This window comes from Frankia sp. BMG5.60, assembly GCF_059428125.1.
The window spans coordinates 3,279,359-3,297,516 of sequence record NZ_CM182091.1; the positions used below are offsets into that span (position 1 = coordinate 3,279,359).

The 18,158-nt window shown below is 72.3% G+C and carries 14 protein-coding genes; 8 read left to right on the forward strand and 6 right to left on the reverse strand.

Going from position 1 to position 18,158, the window contains the following annotated elements; translation table 11 throughout:
- The first annotated feature begins 404 nt into the window (after positions 1-404).
- From AC5R91_RS13060 to AC5R91_RS13075, 4 genes are all read left to right on the forward strand, one after another.
- On the forward strand, positions 405-893 hold the full coding sequence (locus AC5R91_RS13060) for a transporter (RefSeq protein WP_495397955.1): 489 nt from the start codon (positions 405-407) through the stop codon (positions 891-893).
- 102 nt (positions 894-995) lie between these two features.
- Positions 996-3,275 carry an ABC transporter permease gene (locus AC5R91_RS13065; protein ID WP_495397418.1) on the forward strand — a complete coding sequence of 760 codons (2,280 nt, stop codon included), beginning with the start codon at positions 996-998 and terminating at the stop codon, positions 3,273-3,275.
- Positions 3,272-4,120 (forward strand): ABC transporter ATP-binding protein, encoded by an 849-nt coding sequence (locus tag AC5R91_RS13070; RefSeq protein WP_495397419.1) that lies wholly within the window; start codon positions 3,272-3,274, stop codon positions 4,118-4,120. The genes AC5R91_RS13065 and AC5R91_RS13070 overlap by 4 nt, the downstream gene beginning before the upstream one ends.
- Complete coding sequence (locus AC5R91_RS13075; protein ID WP_495397420.1) at positions 4,117-4,815, forward strand: ABC transporter ATP-binding protein; 699 nt, start codon at positions 4,117-4,119, stop codon at positions 4,813-4,815. The genes AC5R91_RS13070 and AC5R91_RS13075 overlap by 4 nt, the downstream gene beginning before the upstream one ends.
- Positions 4,816-4,986: 171 nt before the next feature.
- Here AC5R91_RS13075 and AC5R91_RS13080 read toward each other — a convergent pair whose 3' ends face one another.
- The 3 genes from AC5R91_RS13080 to AC5R91_RS13090 form a co-directional block, all read right to left on the reverse strand.
- A complete protein-coding gene (locus AC5R91_RS13080; protein ID WP_495397421.1) occupies positions 4,987-6,336 on the reverse strand; it encodes an ABC transporter substrate-binding protein in 1,350 nt (449 codons plus the stop codon).
- Positions 6,337-6,451: 115 nt separating this feature from the next.
- Entirely contained in the window at positions 6,452-7,921 is a 1,470-nt protein-coding gene (locus AC5R91_RS13085) for a MarR family transcriptional regulator (RefSeq protein WP_495397422.1), read from the reverse strand.
- Positions 7,922-9,658: 1,737 nt separating this feature from the next.
- Positions 9,659-11,041, reverse strand: a complete 1,383-nt coding sequence (locus AC5R91_RS13090) for a hypothetical protein (RefSeq protein WP_495397423.1) — start codon at positions 11,039-11,041, stop codon at positions 9,659-9,661.
- Positions 11,042-11,479: 438 nt separating this feature from the next.
- Between AC5R91_RS13090 and AC5R91_RS13095 the strand changes: the two genes are divergently transcribed.
- Both AC5R91_RS13095 and AC5R91_RS13100 read left to right on the forward strand, forming a co-directional pair.
- Positions 11,480-11,893, forward strand: a complete 414-nt coding sequence (locus AC5R91_RS13095; protein WP_495397424.1) for a hypothetical protein — start codon at positions 11,480-11,482, stop codon at positions 11,891-11,893.
- Between the two features lie 130 nt (positions 11,894-12,023).
- On the forward strand, positions 12,024-12,605 hold the full coding sequence (locus AC5R91_RS13100; RefSeq protein ID WP_495397425.1) for a DUF2752 domain-containing protein: 582 nt from the start codon (positions 12,024-12,026) through the stop codon (positions 12,603-12,605).
- Positions 12,606-12,727: 122 nt separating this feature from the next.
- On the opposite strand, the gene AC5R91_RS13105 is transcribed toward AC5R91_RS13100, so the two are convergent.
- Positions 12,728-13,663 (reverse strand): TrmH family RNA methyltransferase, encoded by a 936-nt coding sequence (locus tag AC5R91_RS13105; protein WP_495397426.1) that lies wholly within the window; start codon positions 13,661-13,663, stop codon positions 12,728-12,730.
- 65 nt (positions 13,664-13,728) lie between these two features.
- Here AC5R91_RS13105 and AC5R91_RS13110 point away from each other — a divergent pair, with 65 nt between their 5' ends.
- Together AC5R91_RS13110 and add are read left to right on the forward strand one after the other, a co-directional pair.
- Positions 13,729-15,276, forward strand: coding sequence for an 8-oxoguanine deaminase (locus AC5R91_RS13110; protein WP_495397427.1), 1,548 nt, complete (start codon positions 13,729-13,731; stop codon positions 15,274-15,276).
- 74 nt (positions 15,277-15,350) lie between these two features.
- Positions 15,351-16,460 carry an adenosine deaminase gene (gene add / locus AC5R91_RS13115; RefSeq protein ID WP_495397428.1) on the forward strand — a complete coding sequence of 370 codons (1,110 nt, stop codon included), beginning with the start codon at positions 15,351-15,353 and terminating at the stop codon, positions 16,458-16,460.
- Positions 16,461-16,497: 37 nt separating this feature from the next.
- Here the strand turns inward: add and AC5R91_RS13120 are convergent, their stop codons facing one another.
- Together AC5R91_RS13120 and AC5R91_RS13125 are read right to left on the reverse strand one after the other, a co-directional pair.
- Complete coding sequence (locus AC5R91_RS13120; RefSeq protein WP_495397429.1) at positions 16,498-17,022, reverse strand: ferritin-like domain-containing protein; 525 nt, start codon at positions 17,020-17,022, stop codon at positions 16,498-16,500.
- Between the two features lie 899 nt (positions 17,023-17,921).
- Positions 17,922-18,128: a hypothetical protein gene (locus tag AC5R91_RS13125; RefSeq protein ID WP_495397430.1), complete on the reverse strand. Its 207-nt coding sequence runs from the start codon at positions 18,126-18,128 to the stop codon at positions 17,922-17,924.
- Positions 18,129-18,158 lie beyond the last annotated feature (30 nt).

The window sequence follows — 18,158 nt, forward strand, 5'->3', positions numbered from 1 at the left end:
CCACCCGCGGGGCCGCCCGCCCGGACAGCGCGCCGCCAGATCGGGCGGCGGCCTGCGCCGCAGCGGCCCCCGCCGGTGCTCGTCCCCGGCCTCGGGCCTGCCAGGCGGGGCGGGGCGATCGTCCTGGGGTCGACGGCCGCCGACATAAGCCCCAGACTGTCCGTGAGCGGACATACTTGACCGACCTCGGCGGATGTTGGCCTATCCTCGTATACCGAATGCGACGAAGCCTCCCGTGCCGCCGGAGCTCGCCGGGAACATCCGTGGGCCACCCGACAGAGCACCTGGTCAGCTCCGCGCACTAATCTGACGTCTGTCGTGGCCCGGATCATCTGCCGGGACGGGCGCCATGCGGGACTCCGCCCGAACGACCGACGACGAGACGCTCCATGGGGGAGACGAAAGTGGACGAGCAGACCGCTGGGACCGGTAACCCCCGGCCCACCGCGCGCCTGGTGGTCGACGTGGTCCGTGCGCTGCGTGGATGGGTGGTGGCGGCAGCCGGCGGCGTCCTGCTTCTCGGCTGCTACCTGGGCGTCTCCAAGGAGACGGACGTCGCACTGCAGCTACCGTACGTGGTGTCCGGCGGTTTCGGCGGGTTGGCGCTCGTCCTGATCGGCAGCGCGTTGCTGGTGGCCGACCGCTTCGAGGCGGCCCAGGCCGCGCAGGCCCGCACCGTCGGCCAGGTCGACGACCTGCACTCACTGATCATCGCGGCCGCCACCGTGGGTGAGCAGGCCGGCGGCGAGCTACCCACCACCCCAGCCCAGGCGACCTACCAGCAGCAGCCCGCGGCCCCACCGCAGAACTCCTACTACAACGCGGCCGGCGACACCGCGCCGGGCGGAGCGACTCGCCCGGCGGGCGTCAGCGCCCCCGGCCCGCGCGCCTGACCCGCCGGCGTCTCCCCGCATTGCGACGGCGCCCCGGAAGGCTGACGTTCCCGTGATCACACTTGACCTGGTCGGCGCCGGCCCACGCCGAGGGGGTGGCCGATGACCAGCATCGACCTGGCGCTGGCCGGCATCTCCCTGGGCGCGATCGCCGCCCTGTCCGGCATCGGCCTGCTGGTCACCTATCGCACCAACGGCGTGCTCAACCTCGCCCAGGGCGGGATCGCCACCCTGGTGGCCTACGTCTTCCGCGAGATGGTCGTCGAGTGGGACCTGCCGATCTGGCTGGCCGCCGTGATCGCCCTCGCCGTGGTGTCCCCCGGCATCGGGCTGCTGCTCGAACGGTTGGTGTTCCGGCCGCTGGCCCGCCGGCGGGCGTCGGCCGCCGAGTCCCTCGTCGCCAGCCTCGGCGTGCTGGTGCTGAGCCTCGGCATCACCGCGGGCATCTGGGGCCTGGGATCACGCAGCGACGCGCCCAGCATCTTTCCGAACTCGTCGGTCCGGGTGTTCGGCGATTCCCGGCTCGGCGTCGACGCACTGGCCGAACTGATCATGGTCGTGGTGTTCGCCGCCGTCATCGGGATCATCGCCGCCCGCACCGCCTTCGGCCGCCAGATCCGGGCCGTCGTCGACGACCGGCAGCTCGCCGAGCTGTCCGGGGTGCCCGCCGACAAGGTGGCGGCGGCGGGTTGGGCCGCCGGCACCACGATGGCGGGCCTGACCGGCATCCTGCTGGCGCCCCGCTTCCAGCTCACCCCCTACGGCCTGACCCTGCTGGTCCTGGAGACCTTCGCGGTGGTCGTGGCCGCCCGGCTGTCGAGCATGCCGGTCGCGGTCCTCACCGCGCTGGGCATCGCCATCCTGCAGAGCGAGCTCAAGCAGTTCACCCTCCACGGCGACGCCGGCCAGATCCTGACCGTGCTCCAGTCGAACCTGTTCATCGTCGCCCTGCTGGTCCTGCTGCTGGCCGTCCCGAAGCTGCGGGAGCTGGGCTCGGGCGACTCGGGAGCGACGGCGAGCTTCTCCAGCCGCGGCGCGCCGCCGTCCGGGCGGGTCAGCGGGGTGCGTCTCCGGCGGGACTACCTCGGCAAGCTGGGCGGCGGGGCGCTGCTGCTCGCGCCGCTCACCTTCGCGCCCTCCGACCTGCGCTCGGCGTTCATGGTGCCGGCGCTCGCCCTGATCTTCCTGTCGATGGTGATCGTCACCGGCTACAGCGGGCAGCTCTCCCTCGGGGCGGCCGGCTTCGCGGGTCTCGGCGCGCTGCTGTCGCTCAAGCTCGCCAACGGCGACCTGTTCGGCCTGCCGGCGATCCCCGGGATCGCGTCGATGTTCGTCGGCGCGCTGTTCGTCGCCCCCATCGGCCTGATCACCGGCTACCCGGCGATCCGGCGCCGCGGGCTGACCCTGGCCCTGACGACCTTCGCCGTCGGCGCGGTCGTGAGCCGGTTCGTCTTCGAGCAGCCCACCTTCGCCACCGGGCTGTACCTCGACCCGCTGTCGCTGTTCGGCTGGGAGCTGTCCGAGAAGGGCTTCTACGTCTTCGAGCTGATCTGCCTGGGCATCGGGCTGCTCGTGGTGCGCAACCTGCACCACGGCCGGCTCGGCCGGGCCCTGCTCGCCCTGCGCGACCACTCCGAGGGCGCGGCCGCGGTCGGCGTCGACGTGCGCAACCTCAAGCTGCTGGCGTTCACCGTCTCCTCCGTCGTCGCCGGGCTCGGCGGGACGCTGCTGGTGCACAGCAGCTACTCGTTCTCCGCCGACGACTTCGCCCCGCTGCAGAGCCTGCTGTGGTTCACGGCGGTCGTCGTGTTCGGCGCGGACAGCGCGGCCGGCGCGATCGTGGCCGCCGCGTTCATTGTCACCATCGACGTGCTGGCCCCGGCCGGATCGTCGACGCTGGCCATCGGCATCCTGGCGCTCGCCCTGGGGTGGATGCCCGGCGGGCTCGCCTCCGCCGTGCGCGGGGGGCTCAGGCTGCTCGCCCAGTACCTCGCCGACAGCTTCGTCGACCCCAACCAGCGGGCCCCGCGGCCGGTGCCGGTGCGCATCTCCGCGGTGGGCCACCTGCCGGCCACCACCGGCATCACCGGCAGCACCGGCATCCCCGGGATCGGCTCGACCCTGGGGGCGGCCCGCGCCGGCCGCTACACCCGCTGGCCGCTGTCCGGTAACCAGCTCGGACTGCCCGCGGACTCCCCCCGCCTCACGCCGTTCGGCGCCAGCCTGATGGCGATGGTCGAGCAGTACGCCGCCGCCCAGACCGCGGTGGCCCGCCAGCGACAGGCCGCGGGCGCGGACGGCGCCGCGCGCCCGGCGGTGCCGCAGCCGTCCCGCGCCGGGACCGGGGCCGCCACCCACCCAGCCGAGGGAGGCCGGGCATGAGCCGGCACGTACTCCAGGCCGTGGGCCTGGTACGCCGCTACGGCGGCCTCACCGCGGTCGACCACGTCGACCTCGTCGCCCCACCGGGCATGATCACCGGCCTCATCGGGCCGAACGGCGCCGGCAAGTCGACGCTGTTCAGCCTGCTCACCGGCGTCGAGCAGCCCGACGAGGGCAAGGTCGTGCTCGGCAGCACCGACATCACCCGGATGCGGCCGGACATCCGGTCGCGGCGCGGCCTGGTGCAGACCTTCCAGGTCCCCTCGCTGTTCCCCACCCTCACCGTCGCGGACAACCTGCTCGTCGGCGCGGAGAACCGCCGCCGGGACTACGCCGGTGGCCTGTTGGGCCTGTCCGCGCAGGGCCGGGGCCGGGTGAGCCACAGCATCGAGCGCGGGCTCGAACGGCTGGGGCTGGCGCCGAAGGGGCCGGTGACCCAGATCGTCGAGGAGGTCCTGGACTCCCTCGGCCTGTCCGACGTGCGTGACACGATCGCCGGCACGCTGCCCACCGGGGCGCTGCGGCTGGTCGAGTTCGCGCGGGCGCTGTGCGCGCGCCCGGACATCCTGCTGCTCGACGAGCCCGCCAGCGGCCTGGACAGCGAGGAAACCGCCAAGCTGTCGCAGTTGCTGCGGCGGACCGCCGCCGGCGGGGTCGGCATCGTCATCGTCGACCACGACGTCGACCTCGTCTTCTCCGTCGTCGACCAGGTGTACGCGATGGTCGGCGGCCGGGTCGTCGCGTCCGGCGACCCGCAGACGGTCCGCAACGACCCGACCGTGCGGTCGGTGTACCTGGCGCAGGCACCCCTCGCCGCGGCGGGGCACTCCGGGGAGGCACGGTGACGACGGCGACCGCCGAGCTCGAACTGACGGGGGCCCGCGCCGGCTACGGCACGGTCGAGGTCCTGCACGGCCTCGACCTCGCCATCCCGGCCGGAAAGGTGACCGCGCTGCTGGGGGCGAACGGCGCGGGCAAGTCCACCACGCTGCGGGTGCTGTCCGGGCTGATCCCGCTGCGGGCGGGCACCCTGACCTGGCGCGGCGAGGACATCACCAGGCTGTCCACCGTCGACCGGGCGCGCCGTGGCCTGATGCTGGTGCCGGACGAGCGAGCCGTGTTCGCCACCCTGTCGGTCCGGGACAACCTACAGATCATCGCCGAGGCGAGCGGGCATCCCGACATCACCCCGGCGCTGGAGTCGTTCCCCCGGCTGCGCGAGCGGCTCACCCAGCGGGCCGGTTCGATGTCCGGCGGCGAGCGCCGGATGCTGGCGCTGGCCAGGGCCCTGCTCGCCCGCCCGTCGGTGCTCATGGTCGACGAGCTGTCGCTCGGCCTGTCCCCGAAGGTCGCCGCGGACCTGTTCGGCTGGCTGGCGACCGTGGCCGCCTCCGGCACCACGGTCCTGCTCGCCGACCAGTACACCGAGCAGGCGCTGGCCATGGCCGACCTGGTCTACGTCCTGCACCGGGGGGAACGGTCCTTCGTCGGTACCCCCGCCGAGTTCGCCGGCGGCACACCCGCCGGCGTCTCCGCCTGAACCACTCACCCGCCTGAGGCCACTTCCCCGCCTGAGGCCACTCCGCCCACTGATCCACTGCTGCCACGAGTCGGGCCCCGGCCGGAACCACCCGCGGGTGCGGGGATTGCGACCGGGGCCCGAGTCGGCTTGGCGGCCACCACCTGTCGAGAGGCAGGGCCGCCGTCGTCGTCAGCCCGCCGGGTAGGGCAGGTTCGGGACGGTGAAGCAGTTGGTGTTCATGTCCTTGACCTGGGACTCCCAGCCGCCCTTGCCGCCGTTCGCCGAGTCCTTCCAGCGGGCGACGTTCAGGCAGTTCTTGTCCTCGGCGGGTGGCTGCGCGGCCTTCGTGAAGTTGCGCCCGGCCGGGATGAGCAGCCCGTGGCCGTCATAGTCCTTGCCGCTGTTCATGAACGCCTCGACGCACGTGCGGGTCACGTTGGCGCCGCAGGAGCGGATCGCGTCGGTCAGCCACTGGGCGGAGGCGTAGCCCTCCAGCGTCCACAGGTTCTCCTTGGCCACCCGGTCGGGCGCCGCCGCCTGGAGATCCTTCTGGAACTGCGCCACCGCGGGGATCGAGGTGTCCTGGTAGTTGGCCGAGCCGCTGGTCGAGTAGATCGTGTTCCGGCAGTTCGGCGACGCGCTGTAGACCTGGCCGATGTTGTTCGCCCAGCCCTGCGGCGTGGTCACCTTGGCCTGCAGCGTCATCTTCTGGCTCTCGATGGAGTTGCAGAGCTGCGCGTTGCCGCCGTCATCCATCGCGTCGAAGACGACCTGCACCCCGCGTCGCTTGAGGTCGAGCACAGCGGAGTCCCAGTTCGGCGCCCCGAGGTTGATCTGCTCCTCGACGACGTTGTAGCCCTCCTTGCGCAGGCCGTCGGCCACCGACTTGGCGTAGCGCTGCGACGGGGCCACGTTGTAGTACACGACCCCGGCGACGTTGGTGTGCAGATTCTGCTTGAACCAGCGGTAGATCTCGGTCCCCGCGTACAGCGTGCCGTTGTAACCGGGGCGGTCGCCGTTGCGCGGGTAGTAGCTGCCGTAGATCGAGTACAGGTGCGGGTACTGGTCGTACTCGGTGCCGACGGGCTGGCCGCCGATGTCGGGCACGCTCTTCGAGTTGATGTACTGCGCACCCGCGTAGTTGAAGGCGGTCACACCGGCGAGCGCGAAGACCTTCTCGTCGTCGACGAGCTTGTGCGCACAGCTCACGTTTCCGTCGCCGCTGCCCTTGTCGTCGCACTCGACGAGGTTCACGCTGCGGCCGTTCACGCCGCCCGCCGCGTTGAGTGCCTTGAAGTAGGCCCGCGCCCCGTACAGCGAGGCGGAGAACGTGTCTGGACCGAAACCGCTGCTCAGACCGGCGATCGTACCGATCTTGATCTCGGTGGGCGTGACCCCGACGTCGGAGGCGGTGTTGTTCGAGGCGCCGGCCTGCGTGCTGGCGGCCGTGGTCGGCCCGGTGTTGCCCGCACGGCTGCCGCAGGCGACGAGCGCCAGCGACGACAGCACGACGGCGGCGACGAGCGATTTCGCTCGCATGGACATGCTCTCCCCTGGTAGATCGGTGACGCTCGAACGGTACGGCCGGATCGACGCCCTCGATACGTCAGGCTGACGACAGCCAACCAGCCGCCGCTGACCACGTACCGTTACATCAACCAGCGTTGCGTACAAACATGCGGCGCCACCAGCTTCGACGCACCGCAGGCGCGCTCGCGCGCTCCACCGGTGCCTCCTCCGCGGCCGGGGAGCTCTCCCCGCCCACGCCCTTACCGTCCTCCCCGTCACCCGTTCCCGCGCCCTCTGCCGCCACGACGACGCTGTCGGTGGTCGGTTCCGCGGAAGGGAGAACGCCGGTCCCCGTCCGGTCGCCGCCCCCGCCGGTGGCCGGAGCCGCCGCGAGGACCGCCTCCGTCCCGGAGGGCTCGGCTACCGTACCGCCCGCCCGTTCCACCACTGGCGTGGCATCGCCTGAGGCCTTCGCCGACGACGGCGGGATCGTGCTCCCCAGCCGGGCCATCGCCTCGTCGAGGGCGGCCAGGACCTGCCCGAGCGTCGCCACTGGGTCCTCTGCCGCGCTGGGGGCCGGAGGCGCCCCGGCCCCGGCCGCGGCCACGGCGGCCGGCACCTCCTGCGCAACCTGTACAGGCGGCTGCGCTGGCACGGCCACCTGCTCCCCCTCCCCGGCCGCGATCGGCTCCACCACCGCGGCAGGAATCGGCTCCACCGCCGCGGCGGGAACCGGCTCGGCCTCCACAACCGGTTCGGCGGCCGCCTCCACAACCGGGGTCGGCTCCCCCACCGCCACCGGCTCGACAGCCGGCCCAGACACAACGACCGGCCCAGACACAACGACCGGCTCAGACTCGACAGCCGGCTCAGACTCAGGCGCTGCCTCGGACACGACGGCCTGCTCGGACACGACGGCCTGCTCGGGCACAACGACGGGCCTGGACTCAGCGACCGGCTCGGACACGACCTGCTCCGACACGACGACCAGCTCGCACACCGCGAGCGGCTCCGGCACGGCGGCCTGCTCGGGCACCGCGAGCGGCTCCGGCACGGCGGCCTGCTCGGGCACCGTGACCAGCTCGGGGACCGTGACCAGCTCGGGCGCAGCGGCCGCCTCGGGCTCCTCAGTCGGCGGAATCTCCACGAGCGGCAGCGGGGCGGCCTCGGCGACCGGCTCGGGCTCCACGGCCGGCTCCGGCTCCGCGTCGCTGAACGGCTCGACCTCCGCCGCCGACGCGGGGCCGGTCTCGATCGTGGACGGCCCCGAAACCGGTTCCGCAGGGCTGGCCGGCGCCACGGGGCTGGCCGGCGCCACGGTGGCCGGGGGGCTCACGGCAGGCGGATCGGCCTCGGCCGGAACCGCCGGGACGGAGCCGGCGAGGACGGAGCCGCCCGGGATCTCGGGAGTCGCGGCGGCCGGCTGCGGCAGCCGATTGAGGATGAGGCCGCCCGAGCCCTGCGCGCGGCGCAACTGACCGGTCTGGGCGAGTCGCCGGCAGACCTGGTTCACCGTGCCCCGGTTCGCCCCGATCGCCGCCGCCAGCCTGCCGTCGTCCAATCCATCGGGAACCTTGGCGAGCTGGTCGAGTATCCGCTCAGCAACAGTAGCCACAAAGCGGGACGCTATACGCTAACTGCCGCCCGGTGGCAAGCGGGGTCGTCCCACGCGGTAATCGTGTCCATACTGCTGCCGTTGGCATCAGCACTGCCGGTCGTACCCACCCGCGGCCCCGCGCGGCAGATCCCCACCTGGGCGGATCCGCACGAGACACGGCGATCCGGCCGGCCGCGCCGGACCACCGTCGCCCGCAGATGCCGCGGCACCCACGCAGACCGGTGTAGCCGGCGCTGTCCCAACGGACGGGGACTCGCGGGGGACGGGAGTCGGGTCCGCAGAGCCGACCCCGCCACGCACAGCAGGTCATCATCAGTGACTTGTCAAATACAGATAGCTATATTCCGCCGGAGAGTCGCCGCATGGCCGAGACCCGGATCCACTCCGCCGGACCACCGGACTGCCGTGGCCGCCCGGCCCGTCGAGCACGGGATGGATTCACGTCCTCCCTCGCCTGACGGCGGGGGTCCAACTCCTACACACCCACCGGAAGGCAGGCGCGTCGTGTCGAGGTTCGCGAAGCGCCGGCTCGGCTGGTGCCGAGCCTCCCCGCGCAGTCGCCGCGCGTCCCGCGGCGCCGTTCCTGGCCGCGTCGCCGTTCCTGGCCACGTCGCCGTTCCTGGCCACGTCGCCGTCCAGGCCGGGGCATCCACGCCGAAGCATGGTGACCGGATGACCCGCCCGGTACCGCGACAGACGCTGGGGTCGGCGTTCGACCCGCGCCGGAACAGTTTCGGATTCCTGCGGATCGGGCTGGCGCTCGTCGTCTTCGTCCAGCACGGGCTGGCCGCCGGGGGATTCGCCCCCGCGCCCACCGCCCAGTACGACCCGGCCGCACTCGCTGTCGACTGCTTCTTCGCCATCAGCGGCTTCCTCATCGCCCGCAGCCGCACGCACATCAGGTCCACCCCCCGGTTCCTGTTGCACCGGTTCCTGCGCATCCTGCCCGGGTTCTGGATGTGCCTCATCGTCGTCGCGATGGTCGTCGCCCCGCTCGGCTGGCTGCACGAGCACCGGACGCTGGCCGGCTACTTCGGCTCCCACCCGCACGGCCCCTTCGCCTACATGACCGCGAACAGCCTGCTGGCGATGCGGTTCTACGACATCGCCGGCACCCCGCGGCAGGTGCCCATCGCCGAGATGCCCGGGGGGCCGGTCGCGTGGGACGGCTCGCTGTGGACCCTGTTCTGGGAGGCGCTGTGCTACCTCGGCATTGCCACGCTGGGTGCGTACGGCCTGCTGCGCCGCCGGCGGGCGGTGGTCGGCGGGCTCACCGTGGCGCTGTGGGTGGTGTGGGTGCTGCGCTGGCTGGCCCCCGAGCGGCTTCCCGCGCTGCTCGCCGGCGACCTGGCCGGCGCCGCGCTGCGCCTGGGCTCGCTGTTCCTCGCGGGCGCCCTGCTGTTCCTGTACGCCGACCGGGTTCCGTTCTCCTCGCGGCTGGGCCTGCTCGCGGTCGCGTTGACCGCTGCCGGGCTGCTGTGTCCCGACGGGCCCACGTTGATCAGCCTTCCGCTGGCCTACGTCTGCGTGTGGGCGGCGCTGCGGCTGCCACTGTGGAAGGTCGCCGCCCGCAACGACCTGTCCTACGGCACATACATCTACTCGGCGCCGGTGCAGCAGCTACTCGCCGTCTACGGCCTGCACCGGCTCGGCCTGGTGCCGTACCTCCTCGCCTGCCTGGCCGCCACCGCCCTGCTGGCGCTGGCGAGCTGGCGGCTCGTCGAGCAGCCGGCGCTACGCCTGAAGAACCGTTCCCTGCCCGGGCCGGGTGGCTGGCCGGCCCTCGCTCGGACGCGGCACCACCGCCTGGGGGCGGGTGCCGCCCGCACGGCGGCGATCCCCGCTCAGCGCCGCGGCGGCGCCGAACGGGCGGCCGGGGCCGACGAGGGACCGGCTGGGCGGGCCGTCGTCGGCGAACAGCAGCAGGGCGAGCAGGATCCACAGGAAAAGGGCGACGCGGTTGGCGGTCAGCACCGGTAGGCCGAGCGTGCTGGCCAGGCACAGCACGGTCACGCAGGTGGCGAATCGCTGTTCCGCCGGCTCCCGCCGCTGCCGGGTGCGCCACCAGGCGACGGCCACGAGCAGCAGGACACCGACCAGCAGGGCGACGCCGAGCAGACCGCCCGCGACCATGGCCTCCGCCCAGGCGCTGTCGTAGGGGACGGCGAGGCCGCCGGCCCCGTAGCCGAGCCAGGGCCGGGTCTCGAGGACGAAGTTCCAGACTCGCGCGGAGGCTCCGATCGGCCGGAACCGGTCGGCGGTGTACTGGGCGAACAGGCCGTTGGAGCCCGCCCCAGGGATCAGCATCCGCAGCATCCAGGAGCCGTTCCATCGCGAGAGCCCCAGCTCGCCGGACAGGACGCCGCCCAGGGCCAGCCCACCACCGACGGTCAACAACCGGCGCAGCGGACGCCCGAGCCTGGCCGCCTGCCACAGCGCCAGCGGCATCCCGCACAGCAGGAAGATCTTGGAGACGCACAGCACGCCGCCGACGAGGATCGGCAGAACGGCGAGCGCGAGGACGACCGGCCGATCGCGACCGCGTTCGGGCCGGGCGAACAGGTGGACCGCCGCGAACAGGGCGAGGGAGTAGGCGACTCCCGCCTCCACCGGCTGGTTGAAGATCCCGGACAGTCGACCGTTGTTCGCCGCCAGCACGGCCACACTCTGCCCGCCCATGGCGACACCCCCCCAGAAGGCGGCCAGAACGGGCGAGAGGTCGGCGAACAAGCCGACCACCGCGATCACGCCGTTGAGCATCATCAGCACTAGGAAGATTCGGCAGAAACGGTCGAGTGCGGCCTGTCGCGTATAGCCTGCCGCCAACCACCGACCGACCATGAAAAGCACCGCCGCGGGATAGACATAGTTGTCCACTCCGGCTTGCAGGGAGCCAGGAAAGAAATTTCCCGAAACCGTCACGCCGATCGAATCCAACACCACGTAGAGAGCGAAAAATGTCCAGGTCAGCGCCACTAGAAGATGCCTAGGACCCAGTCCGCGGAAAATCCCTCCGAACGGCAGGAAGAGGAGCAGGCCGCCATAGACGACCACCTGCTCCGTCCGAATTCCGCTCACCACATACGGTCCGAATCCCGCTACGACGGCCAATCCCATCCAGATGGTCGTGCTAGGCCTCGGAGCGACTTTTTCAGGTGGAGACACCGTCGCATCATGGCACACGACCAAGCCGCTTCCCCTCGATTGTCCGGCCGGCCGCGGAGGAAGGAGGACCTTGGCCCCGACGGTTTCCAGCCGAGGCCGTCGGCGGTCCGACCCGACCTCGACCGAGCCCGTCGACACGGACCCCGGCCCCGGCTGCGGGTCGGTGCGACGGGCCACGGCGCGGCCGTCCACGGCACGCGCCGACGGACAATGCGCGGCACAGGGTGGGCTTAGCACCGCCGGGCCAGGGAAGGTGCATTGGTAAGGCGTGCCGGGAACGGCCCGGGACGCACCGATGTCGACAGCGACCGGATCCGACCGCCGACGATCCGTCCAGGTGCACGCCACCGGACGACCGCCGCTCACCGGGAACCGGTCGGGGAGGCCGACGTGACGCAACCAGCCTCGGATTCCGACTCGTGGAACCGCGAGGACTCGCCCCTCGAACCCGCCGAGACGTTCGACAGCGACGACCTCGGCTCGACGGACGCCGGCCAAGACCCGCTCGACGACAGTTGGGAGGCTCCGGACCGGCCGAGCGCGGGTATCCGGTACCCGCACACGCCGAGGGAGGAACGCGAGGGCTCGTCCTTCGCGGAGCAGCTCGCGGCCGAGCAACCGGACACCGACCCCTATCTGGAGGCCGAGCGCCGAGAGTCGGGCCGGATCCTGCGGGCTGACGTCAACGGCGAGGACACCACCGCCTTCGAGGACACGGCCTTCGAGGACTCGGCCTTCGAGGGGGACGAGGACGCGGCGACCAGGAATTCCGCGGCCGAGGAGAACGCCCTGCACTTGGAGTGACCGCCCGCGACCGCCGGCCCGACCGGCGGCGGTCGGCCACCGCTCTGGGTCGGGCGCCGACCGCGGAGCCGGGCGCCGGTGTGCCCGCCGGCCGGCGCGGACCGCTCCTCGCTGCGGCTACGCTGCACGGGTGACGGCCGCGATCCCGCATCCGGACCACCCGCCGCTCGCCCCGGCCGTGACGGCCGGTCCGCCGACGGCACCACGGACGGCGCCCGCGCCCGGCCGGGATTCGGCGCCACGGGTCGTGACACCACAGGTCTGGTCGCCACGGGACTGGTCGCCACGGGACTGGTCGCCACGGGACTGGTCGCCACGGGCCCGCCTGGTCGGGTTCGGTGCAGTCGGGGCAATCGCAGCTGCCGCCGCCGTCCGGATCTACCTCGTCGACCCGGCCCAGCCCGGCCACTACCCCACCTGTCCGTTCCGCTGGGCGACGTCGCTGGACTGCCCCGGCTGCGGCACGCTGCGCGGACTGCACCAACTCCTGCACGGGCACCCCGGCGCGGCCGCCGACTACAACCTCTTCTTCGTCGTCGCCGCTCCGATGCTGGTCCTCGGCTGGGCGGTGGCGGTGGCGCGGGCCGCCGGCTGGCGGCGCCCGCTGCCCCGCGTTCCAGCCCGGCTGCTGCCGATCATCCCGGTGCTGGTCATCGCCTTCTGGGTGGTGCGCAATCTGCCACTACCCGGCTGCACGTGGCTGGCGTCCTAGACAGCAAGTCCTGTCTGCTCGGGGTCATCGAAGATCATTCACTCGAAGATCCGGCCGTGGCGCACGTCGTTACCGACCTGCGCAGGGTGGCAAGGCCGACCGCACCGGGCCAGATGGTGTGGTCAGCGCCGGCCCAGCAGGTAGCAGGCGATGGCGGCGGTGGCGGCGACGTTGAGCGAGTCGACGCCGTGCGCCATCGGGATGCGGACCCGCGCGGTCGCCGCCGACTGGGTCGGTTCGGACAGGCCGGCCCCCTCTGTGCCGAGCAGGAGCGCGACGCGCGCCGACGCCCCAGCGGCCGGATCCGCCGGCTCCACGGCCGGCCCGAGGACGGCGAGCCTGGAGTCGGTCGGGCCGGGGTCGGTCGGGCCGGCGGCGTCGAGCTGGGCGGCGAACGTGCCGAGATCGGCGGCGTCGGCGGCCGGGGTCAGCGCCAGCAGGGTGAAACCGGCGTCGCGCAGCAGGCCCAGCGCGCCCGGCCACGGGTCGAGCCGGGCGTAGGGCACGGCGAACACCTCGCCCATCGAGACCCGCACGGAGCGGCGGTAGAGCGGGTCGGCGCAGCGGGGGCTGAGCAGCACCGCGTCCATCCCGAGGCCGGCGGCCGAGCGGAAGATCGCCCCCAGGTTGGTGTGGCTCACGATGTCCTCGCAGACGAGGACTCGCCTCGCGGCGGCGAGCACGTCCGCCGGGGCCAGCGGTGGGCGCCGGCACATCGACGCGAGCGCGCCGCGGTGCACCTCGAAGCCGGTGATGGCGGCGAGAACGTCGGCCCCGGCCACGTAGACGGGGACGTCCGCAGGCAGGTCCGCCGGCACCGCGCCCAGCCGGGCCGGGGAGACCAGGACCGAACGGGGCCGGTAGCCGGCCCTCAGCGCTCTGGTGATAACCCGCTCACCCTCGGCGATGAACAATCCGTCGGCCGGCTCCCGACGTCGCCGCAGGGCGACATCAGTGAGCGCGACGTAGTCGTCGACGCGCGGATCCGCCGGATCGTCGATCGCCACGACGGGCGCCGAGACCTGCGTCGCGGCGGATCCGGCCGGGTCAGCGGGCACGCCGGAACCTCCGGACACGGCCGGTGTCACCCGGGTGTAATGAGCGGGACGCAGAATCGGCGGCCATGACCGAGCCGCACTCCGCGCCCACACCGGCACCGCCGCCCACACCGGCACCCACGCGGGGCCCCGCCGTCTCCCGTCCCATCACCGCTCCCGTTTCCGCCGATCTGCTCGTCGTCGGCGCCGAGCTGGTCGCGACCGTGGACGCCGCCCGTCGGGAGATCCGCGGCGGGTGGGTCGCGGTGACCGACGGCCTGGTCAGTGCGATCGGCGGCCCCGCCGACCCGCCACCGGCGGCCCGGCGGACCCTACGGGCCGACGGCGCCCTCGTCACGCCCGGCCTGGTGAACACACACCATCACATGTACCAGAACCTCACCCGCGCCTTCGCTCCGGCCCTGGGCGGCACCCTGTTCACCTGGTTGTCGACGCTGTACCCGCTGTGGTCACGGCTGGACGAGGAGGCGGTGCACGTCTCGGCCTACGTCGGGCTCACGGAGCTGGCGCTCGGCGGCTGCACGACGACCACCGACCATCTCTATGTGCATCCGCGCGGCGGCGGGGACCTGATCTCCGCGGAGATCGCCGCGGCGACGGCCCTGGGCCTGCGGTTCCACCCGACCCGCGGGTCGATGTCGCTGTCGGCGAAGGACGGGGGCCTGCCACCCGACTCGGTGGTTCAGGACGACGACGAGATCCTCGCCGAGTCCGCCCGGCTGGTCGCCCGCCATCACGACCCGTCGTGGGGCGCGATGGTGCGCGTGGCGCTCGCGCCCTGCTCGCCGTTCTCGGTCAGCCCGGCGCTCATGCGCGCCACCGCCGAGCTCGCCGAGCAGCTCGACGTGCGCCTGCACACCCACCTCGCAGAGGATCCCGAGGAGGACGAGTACTGCCTCGCGGTGTTCGGCCGCCGGCCCATCGACCAGTTCGCCGAGGTCGGCTGGGCCGGGGACCGGGCGTGGGTGGCGCACTGCATCTGCCCGAACCCCGAGGAGGTCGCCCGACTGGGCGCCTGGGGCACCGGGGTGGCGCACTGCCCGAGCAGCAACATGATCCTCGGTGGTGGGCTCGCGCCGATCGCCGAGCTTCGGGCGGCCGGTGTCCCGGTGGGTCTCGGCTGCGACGGTTCGTCGTCGGCGGACTCGGCGTCGCTGTGGCTGGAGGCCCGCACGGCGATGCTGCTCGGCCGGTTGCGGCACGGCTCCGCGTCGATGTCGGCCCGCGACGCGCTGGAGATCGCCACCCGCGGCGGCGCGGGCTGCCTCGGTCGCGTCGGCGAGATCGGCGAGCTGTCCGTCGGGGCGGTCGGCGACCTGGTCGTCTGGCCCCTGGACGGGGTCGCCTTCGCCGGGGCGCTGTCCGACCCGATCGACGCCTGGCTGCGCTGTGGCCCGGTGGCCGCCCGGCACACCGTCGTGGCCGGCCGGCTCGTCGTCGAGGACGGCCGGCCGGTGCACCCCGACCTGCCCGCGATGCTCGACCGGCACCGCACGCTCGCCGCCGGCATCCAAAGTGCCTTCGACGACGCCGGCATCGATCCCGCCGCCGGCAGCGCAGCGGGCGCGGGCCATCCGACCGCCGCGCCCAGCACGGCGACGGTGGGTCGATGATCGACGGCCGGCCGACAGGCCAGGACCCGCCGACGAGCGGTGATCAATGGCCGGCCGATGGCGAGGAGCCGCCGATGAGCAGGGACGGGCCGGCCAGCGGGGCGCCGCTGACACTCGCCGACGCGTTCGACGTGTTGCCGAAGGTCGAGCTGCACTGCCACGTCGAGGGGACGATGCGCCCGGCGACCGTGGTCGAACTCGCCACCCGGGCCGGCATCCGGCTGCCCACGACGGACGTCACCGAGCTGTATTCCTACGGCTCCCTCGACGAGTTCCTCTCGGTGTTCTGGCTGGTCCAGTCGACGTTGACCACGCGGGACGACTGGGCGCGGCTCGGCTACGAGAGCGTGCTCGACGCGGCGGCGCACGGCCGGGTCTACGCCGAGCTGTTCTTCACCCCCGCCCGTCACCTCGCCGCGGGCTCGGCGCTGGGTGACATCGTCGCCGGGCTCGGCGAGGGCCTGGCGGCGGCCGAGACCGAGACCGGCTCGGTCGCGATGCTCATCGCCGACATCGACCGGGCCTTCGGGCCGTCCGCCGGCGTCACGATGGTCGAGGAACTGGTCCGGCTGCGCCGGGCCGGGACACCCGGCGTCGAACGGGTGCTCGGCGTCGGGATGGACTCCACCGAGCTCGGGGTGGATCCGGCCTCCTTCGCCGACGCCTACCGGCTCGCTGCCCGGCACGGCTTGCGGCGCACCGGCCACCAGGGCGAGAACAGCCCGCCGGCGGCCATCGCGACGCTGGTCGACGTGCTCGGCGCCGAGCGGGTCGACCACGGCCTGTCCCTGGTCGACGACCCCGAGCTGGTCAGGCGGTTCGCCGCCGAGCAGATCGGGCTGACCGTGTGCCCGAACTCCAACATCCGCATCGCCAACGCCTTCCCGGCACTCGCCGACCATCCCTACCCCGAGATGCGCGCCGCCGGCCTGCTCGCGACACTCAACACCGACGACCCGGCCCTGACCGATCTGGATCTCGGCTACGAGTACGCCTCCGTGGCGGCCGCGTTCGGCTACTCGTTCGACGACATGGTGGCGATCGCCCTCGACGGCGTGACCGCGAGTTGGCTCCCCGACGACGACGCCCGCGCCCTGCGCACCCGCATCCACGCCGCCGACGACACCCTGCGCCCCCGCCTGCCCCCTGCACATCCACAGGGACCTGCACATCCAGAGGGATAAGTCGGGCGCCGACGCCTCCGGACAAGCGGAGACGTGCTCAGGCCGGCGACGGCGACTGGCCGGTGGTGGCCACGGCGAGGCGCTGCGCCGTGTAGAGCGGCTCGCCGAGCCGGTGGTAGAGCGACAGCTCGGTGTCGAGCCAGGCCAGGTGCCGCTCCTCGTCGGCGAGAACGGTCTCGATCAGGATGCGGGTGGTCGCGTCGTGCTCGGCGGCGGCGACCTCCGCCGCCTGGTTCAGGCCGGGACGGGCGCCGCGCTGGGCCGCCAGGTCGTTCTCCAGCACCTCCCGCAGCGACGTCCCGATGGCCGGCTTGGCCACCACGAAGTCCGGCCGGCCGCCGAGGTCGAGCAGCCGGTTCAGCACCGCGGCGATGGTGACGGGCTCGTCGGCGATCCGCTGGGCCATGCCCGCGGCCAGACCGTGCAGGCCCCAGGACTCGACCAGGACGAGGTGCGTGCGGTGCTGGGCGTAGCCCGCCCAGTAGCTGCCGAGCAGCTCGTTCAGCAACTCGGTGACCGGAGTGATCTGCGTGTCAGTCACCGTGCTCTGCGCATCGGTCATGGGGCCTGTCCCTCCCACGGATCTGGCGGATCGACCCGCCCAGACCCTTCAGCCATCCAGGTCAGCGTATATATGTCACCACCCTAGGCATCTAAAGCTGACGGCGCCAGCGGCCCGACGACGACGATCACGGTCCCGCCACTCCGAGACCCGACACTCGACATCCCGACGCCCTGACCCTGGTGGCCCAACACCGCATCGGGTTGACAGGGCAAGCTCGACGACGGTGCCGTCGTGCCAGGGCGCTCGGCACCGCCGACGCGTCAGATCACCCAGAGGCAATCGATTGACCGATCCGGGCGCCAGAGAAGATCAAGTCGCGTCACGCCCACGAGGCGGCCTCATGGACCAGCCACTTCTTAAAGAGCTTAAAGAATTATGCAATCTACCGGCCGTCGGCGACGTCAAATAAGGATCAATATGGACATACTGGGTCATCCGACGAAATTTAGCTCCCAATGCGAAACATAATCAGGCCCAACGGAAACTCAAATGGGACGCCGACTAAGGGGTCCGTCAGAAATACCGCGATGTCCCGACCGAGGCGGCGCACACGTTACTCAGGAGTATGTGGTCGTTAGTTTTGCCTATCGCCCGAAAGGCAGTATCGTACGAGCACAGCGTCGCAAAGAGATCACTCCGAGCCCACAAGGCGCCACCGTGATCTTGCAGGGATCCCCGTCGGCATGGAACAGCTCTCAGCCTGTACAGCGAGAAGAGGTCCAGCGTTGTACCTTGCGAACCCGCTAACCACTCGCACTCCGAGCCCAAGCAGAGCCGCCAGGCGACACGGCCCACGCCTCCGGTCGTAGCCCCACGGACGGCTGCGAGGCAGGCCGATCAATCTACTTCAGGCGTGGGGTCGCTGCCCGAAGCGTGCAGGACGCCACACTTGCTGGTCAGCGATTGAGCGGCGTCAGGAGTAGAGCGACGAGAAGCAGTATCGAGCCGAGCGCGGCGAGGACAAAGACGTACGCCGGCACCGAGTCGCCGAACGGACCGCGGCGAACCGCATCGCGCATGTTCGGCTCCGTGGCTTCCGCAGCCTGACCGCCCTCGCCGCCGACGCCCTCCGGCGTCTCGTATATGCCTTTGGCAGTCAGCACCGATACACCTGCAGCCCTTGTCATATCCAG